The 4,574-nt window shown below is 59.0% G+C and carries 11 protein-coding genes; 4 read left to right on the top strand and 7 right to left on the bottom strand.

All coding sequences use genetic code 11. The features are described from left to right. The 6 genes from ED655_RS08890 to ED655_RS08865 all read right to left on the bottom strand — a co-directional run. A partial coding sequence (locus ED655_RS08890) for a YqaJ viral recombinase family protein (RefSeq protein WP_162993460.1) occupies nt 1-357 on the bottom strand: 357 nt, incomplete at its 3' end. Further along, the gene (locus ED655_RS08885; RefSeq protein WP_122049878.1) at nt 354-539 is read right to left on the bottom strand and encodes a hypothetical protein; all 186 of its coding nucleotides are present in this window, start codon (nt 537-539) and stop codon (nt 354-356) included. The genes ED655_RS08890 and ED655_RS08885, both read right to left, overlap by 4 nt. Further along, a complete protein-coding gene (locus ED655_RS08880; RefSeq protein ID WP_122049877.1) occupies nt 536-751 on the bottom strand; it encodes a hypothetical protein in 216 nt (71 codons plus the stop codon). The genes ED655_RS08885 and ED655_RS08880 overlap by 4 nt, the downstream gene beginning before the upstream one ends. Further along, nucleotides 751-1,131 (bottom strand): hypothetical protein, encoded by a 381-nt coding sequence (locus ED655_RS08875; protein WP_122049876.1) that lies wholly within the window; start codon nt 1,129-1,131, stop codon nt 751-753. The genes ED655_RS08880 and ED655_RS08875 overlap by 1 nt, the downstream gene beginning before the upstream one ends. Before the next feature lie 80 nt (nt 1,132-1,211). Further along, entirely contained in the window at nt 1,212-1,940 is a 729-nt protein-coding gene (locus ED655_RS08870; RefSeq protein ID WP_240993588.1) for a BRO family protein, read from the bottom strand. Nucleotides 1,941-2,081: 141 nt separating this feature from the next. Beyond that, nucleotides 2,082-2,432, bottom strand: coding sequence for a helix-turn-helix domain-containing protein (locus ED655_RS08865; RefSeq protein ID WP_122049874.1), 351 nt, complete (start codon nt 2,430-2,432; stop codon nt 2,082-2,084). A 63-nt stretch (nt 2,433-2,495) separates the two neighbouring features. Here ED655_RS08865 and ED655_RS16070 point away from each other — a divergent pair, with 63 nt between their 5' ends. The 4 genes from ED655_RS16070 to ED655_RS08850 all read left to right on the top strand — a co-directional run bounded on the left by ED655_RS16070 (nt 2,496) and on the right by ED655_RS08850 (nt 4,086). Further along, nucleotides 2,496-2,708 (top strand): YdaS family helix-turn-helix protein, encoded by a 213-nt coding sequence (locus ED655_RS16070; RefSeq protein WP_122049873.1) that lies wholly within the window; start codon nt 2,496-2,498, stop codon nt 2,706-2,708. Continuing rightward, complete coding sequence (locus tag ED655_RS15555) at nt 2,705-2,875, top strand: hypothetical protein (protein WP_162993457.1); 171 nt, start codon at nt 2,705-2,707, stop codon at nt 2,873-2,875. The genes ED655_RS16070 and ED655_RS15555 overlap by 4 nt, the downstream gene beginning before the upstream one ends. A 103-nt stretch (nt 2,876-2,978) precedes the next feature. Beyond that, nucleotides 2,979-3,467: a hypothetical protein gene (locus tag ED655_RS15550; RefSeq protein WP_162993456.1), complete on the top strand. Its 489-nt coding sequence runs from the start codon at nt 2,979-2,981 to the stop codon at nt 3,465-3,467. Between the two features lie 100 nt (nt 3,468-3,567). Beyond that, nucleotides 3,568-4,086, top strand: coding sequence for a MerR family transcriptional regulator (locus ED655_RS08850; RefSeq protein ID WP_122049871.1), 519 nt, complete (start codon nt 3,568-3,570; stop codon nt 4,084-4,086). Nucleotides 4,087-4,108: 22 nt separating this feature from the next. Here the strand turns inward: ED655_RS08850 and ED655_RS08845 are convergent, their stop codons facing one another. Next, nucleotides 4,109-4,324, bottom strand: coding sequence for a hypothetical protein (locus ED655_RS08845; protein WP_062164660.1), 216 nt, complete (start codon nt 4,322-4,324; stop codon nt 4,109-4,111). Nucleotides 4,325-4,574: the final 250 nt, after the last annotated feature.

The raw sequence follows: 4,574 nt of genomic DNA, 5'->3' as shown, positions 1-4,574 counted from the left end.
GATCTCAAGAGCGCCCGGCGTATCTCGCCCTTCTTCGCCACCCTCAATGACGAAATCGAGCGTAGCACCCAATCCCCGACACGCCAGGTCGGTGAAGTGGCCGCCCTTGCGGATCTTCCAGCCTTCCTGCTCGGCGCAGCCATAAGCAATCGCCTCTTCAAGACGGTTGCCCCAGCGCGTGCGCGGGTTATCGACTTCCGGGGCAGGCACGCGACCGGATTTAACGAGCCAGAGGCCATGCAGGCCCAGTGCATAATCAGGCTGCGCGTCGAACAGGGCCGCGATCTCGGAGCCGCCGACATGCCTTGCGCGCAGGGCGTGCCACTCCTCGCCGGTAATTGTGAGGACTTCGCTCACGCCCCCTCTCCCTTCATCGCGGGAATGACCAGTCCGATATCCCGAGTCATCTGGCGCTCGTGATCTGCGATCAGGTCTGCGCGCCCGGGCGCCTGGTCGAGGCCAAACGCGGGGTTGCTCAGGAACGCGATTGCCCTAGCACTCTGCTTGATCCGCTCGTGCGGCGTGAGTTGAGGCGTCATTGTGCGGCCTCCGTTCCAATAAGCGGTGTCTCGATCCCGGCCCGGCGAAGTGCGAGCGTTAGACACACGCTAGCGTTTGCAGCTCGTGCTGCCGTCCTAACGACTTCGCGGCTCCCCTCGGCCCCATAAAGAACCTTGTTCGATGCGGCATTGACCGACCTGATGCGGTCGAGAAGCTCCAGCGCCTCTCCGGCTGTCAGTGTGACTTCCATCACCCTGCCCTATGCTCAAGCTGGTCGCGACGCTGCTCAAACAGCCAATCTCCACGATCCCAGAAATCGGCCTCCGCCCGCTCATTGTCCCATTCGCCGATGCGTTCGATATCGCTCCGAACCTGCGAGATCATGAGATCGACAGATTCAACATTCGCTTTCGCTTCCAGCAGCGCGTCCGCAATGTGCTGTGTCGGCCGCTCCTGATTGCGCTTCTCAATTGTGGCAACGATCACTTCGTGCTCGGTCCTGATTTTCATCAGGAATTCCTGGTCGTCCTCAAGAGCCGCAAGGCGTTCTTCTGCCTCGGGCGACAGGTCGGGGGCGCTCAGCGCATCGATATACGCATCTGATGTGCCCATCGAATAAAAGATGCTCACTTCACTTCTCCATCACTGGAAACAATGGCCGGAAACCCGGCTTGTTCGGCCCCGGCGTACCGGGGTCGCGTCAAGCGGGGTCAGTGGCGGACGAGACCGATTGTGTCGGACATGCCGGGTTCCATGCGCGGCCTGCTGGCTTTGGCCTTCGCAATCTTGATGGCCATGCGGTCGACGCCCTTTCGGGTCAGCTTGAATTCGAGGTCAATGAAGTCCTCGCCTTCCCTGACGTATGTGCGCGGCGTCATGACGGTGTATTCGCGCTCGCGGCCGTAATGCGTTGACTTGAGCTTGCGGCTCTCTCTGCAAGCCCATCCCCAGTCGAGAGCAAGCCGAACCACTTCGTTCTGGCCGATCTGCAAATGGCGGCCGGCATCACGCACACCCATGGGCTTGCTCGTCGCAGCTTCCATCAGGTCCATGGCGTCCGCTTTGGGTTGTGCAACAGCGAGTTGCGCTTTATGACGATCAACCGTTTCCTTGGCGAGGGTCAGGGCGCGCAGCATGATTTCTTCCGGCGTCTCGTCCGGCGCCGCGACCATGTAGCCGCCGCTCTTGCGGATGGCGGGCAGAACTTCCTCGAAAACCCAACGCTCGAACTGCTGCGCCTCGGGCAGCTTGCTGCGAACGATCAGGCGGAGAACGTCAGGCTCGGAGAGAACGCGGACTTCTTGCATCCCGCCTTCGGTTTGAAGGGGTAGGCGTTTCACCGACCCCTTGCAGTGACGCTTTATGGCGTCGGCTGGATCAGCGTATCCGAGACGCTCGGCCACATCCTTGCCGACGAAGTGCGGCGCGTCGTCCAGCATGACGACCCGGATCTCAGCATTTGCAAAAACGAAGATTGTTGGCTCGGTTGCCATCTGGCTTCCCCATCGGTGGTGATGGGGAGAACGTTACCAATGGTGCCAAAAGACGTCAATGAAAAAACGGCACCTTAGGTAACGATTTCATTCCTTGGCTTTGCTCAGGCTCAAAATGTGGAGGACGCTGTTCTGTGTCACGGCATCGGCAGAACGGAACATTTCAAGCAACGTGACTTCGGACGGCCCCTCGGCAACGGCCTTCACCGATGCGTCATCTCCCAAGATATAGGACATAGGAACGCCGAAAACCCTTGATATCGCTTGCAAGCTATCTCTCCCCGGCTCTTTCCGGCCTGCTTCCCAGGCTGCGACGAGTGATCGTGACTTACCGATCGCCTCCGCAAAGCCTTCTTGGGAGAGGTTCCGCTGTTCTCGTAATGTTCTAATTTGCCGGGACGTGTTCATGCAAGCATTTTCGCATGTCCGTATTTTCATGTCTGACACCAGTGGTATCTTTTATGCTTGACACCTATTGGCACCATAGGTAACGCTCCGGACATGAAAACATTCGCTGACATGGTGAAGGAACACGGGGGAAAGCAGGCTGTAGCCGCTCTCTTTGGTGTGAGTCGTTCCGCTGTAAACAAGTGGTGCGTGAGCAATCGCGTCCCGACGACGAAGGCGGCTCTCATAGGCGAGACCTTCAACGTCGATCCGCACATCCTCCGCCCGGATGTTTTCCCAAACTCAATCTTGGGAGGACGTAAATGAACGAAACCCGACGAATTGCCCTCGAATTCGCGCTGAGGTTTGGGCCGCACGAAAGCCATGCCCTCATCCGTGTTGCACGTATGATCGAAGCATTCCTGACGGATGATGATGAGTCTCTGAAGCACATTTTCAATCCAGAAGTCGAACCCACGGAGGCTCGCCCATGAGCCTCCTGCACTTCCTCGAAATCATCATCCCCGCCTGTGCTGCCATTCGCCTGCTCGTCTGGGCGTCCGGCGTGACACGGGCCGCAGGCTCGGAGGAGCGGTCATGAGTGGCGTCAAACTGGAACGCCTTTGCGCCGATGCTATGGCAGCTTATGGCGTGATCATCACTCCACAACAGGCCCGCGACCTTCTTGTTGTGCCTGATAATATGAAAGAACGACTTGCCGAACGACTTCGGTCGGAAGTTCAAGCAGCCCGCGAGGAAATTCCTGCTCTATCACATGGTCTGGCAGAAAGACTGTCAGGGTTCCTGAGACCGGGAACTCTTTGCCGCAAGCGTTCAGAGCTATCGTTACTTCTATCTGCCCCGCTGGGAGATCTTCGCCTGAGCGACGTAAGGACAGAAGTTTTAGCGTCATGGCTGGCTGAGATTGAGCCATCTGATGAATCCTCTCTGGCGGATGGTGAAGGCGCGGGGGAGCTTCCGACTCCCTCGCCCACCGATGATGCAGGCGCAGCACGGAGTCCGATAGCCTCCCTCGGAGGGGCATATGACGAAATTTTCCGCGTCGCGAGAGGGGAACGCCCATGAGCGCCCCAGCCACAAAGCCGCCGTTCTCCCTGACCGGCACCGTCTCCGCGCTCGATTTGCAAAGCATCGCAAGCCGCCTTGAACGCAAGGGAGGCCACAAATGAGCGATACGAAAAACTGCGAGTATTGCGGGGCTACGTTCAGCCGTAAGCCGGGTATGCGCCTTTCTAAATGGCTCCCGCGCCGCTTCTGCAGCGTGGCTTGCGGCGCACATTGTGGAGGCAATGCCACCGGGAGCCGAGTTAAGAAAGAAAGAGCGTCCGGCACGACAAGTATCGACCCGAAGTATGACGATTACTCCCTTGAGGACGTAGTGCGCGATTGTGGGGGCATCGATGCACTCGCGGCGCACTTCGGGATATCAAGACACGCGATCAGGTATTGGAACCGGGTACCGACCAGGCGGCAATATGAAATCCGCGATCTATCCGGGATCCCGCTGGCCGTTATAGAGCGCGCCAAGAAATCGGAAGTGGTTGCCGAACAGCCGCCGAGCAAGCCGAAGATCACGCGCATTGACCCGCTGCCTGCCGGTTCGGCGGAGACCTGGGGCGCGATGATGCCCGGTATCTCGTGGGCCGACGCTCAACGCGACATCGCGCAGATGGGCGCGCGCTGACATGAACGAAGCCCACTGAACATCAAATGACGACCACGACCCCCACCGCAGCCGCAAACTGCTCGACCAGACGTTGGCGCGTCTGGCCCGTAGCGTGCGGGTGCAGCACCGACCAGAGCCGGGCGGCGCGCATGATGTCGAGAGCGATCACGGGCGTATCCAACCGCTGCGTGAACCTTCTCGCATCTGCCTCGACCAGTGGCTTGTCGTGCTCGTGGGTGGTGGTGTCGTCGTCCAAYTCTGAACTCCCTCAAACTGCCGGTGACAAGGCAGATGATGGAGGAAAAACATGGGAAATAATCGGTCTCTCTCGGACCTATTTCAGTCTCAAATGGACCGAAATCGGTCCTTTCCAGCGAGCGCGCGGCCAATGAGTGCTGCAGCCGTCTCAATTCGAGATTCACTCCTGCAGGCCATAGCGCGCGAGTTCCGCCCTTTCCGGTCTGCAGCCGAATACCTGGCTCGTGCTGCGAACAAGACGCCACGAG

The sequence above is a fragment of the Asaia bogorensis genome (assembly GCF_900465345.1).
GTDB lineage: Bacteria > Pseudomonadota > Alphaproteobacteria > Acetobacterales > Acetobacteraceae > Asaia > Asaia bogorensis_A.
This window is presented reverse-complemented; position numbering and strand designations above follow the sequence as displayed.